The sequence below is a fragment of the Streptococcus oralis subsp. dentisani genome (assembly GCF_002096685.1).
GTDB lineage: Bacteria > Bacillota > Bacilli > Lactobacillales > Streptococcaceae > Streptococcus > Streptococcus oralis_AD.
Genome location: NZ_NCVA01000030.1, coordinates 1 through 263 on the forward strand (window position 1 = coordinate 1; position 263 = coordinate 263).

A 263-nucleotide genomic window follows, 5' to 3' on the forward strand; every position below is an offset into this window, starting at 1 on the left:
ATTGAGGCAGACACGCTGTTGCTCATGCTTGTGCTTGCTGATTGGCTAGCACTGATTGAGGCAGACACGCTGTTACTCAAGCTTGTGCTTGCTGATTGGCTAGCACTGATTGAGGCAGATACGCTGTTGCTCATGCTTGTGCTTGCTGATTCAGATGCACTGATTGAGGCAGATACGCTGTTGCTCATGCTTGTGCTTGCTGATTCAGATGCACTGATTGAGGCAGACACGCTGTTGCTCATGCTTGTGCTTGCTGATTGGCT

The 263-nt window shown here is 49.8% G+C and carries 1 pseudogene; it reads left to right on the forward strand.

The window, feature by feature from the left end:
• Nucleotides 1-263 (forward strand): annotated as a pseudogene (locus tag B7705_RS10040) (hypothetical protein); the annotation flags it as partial.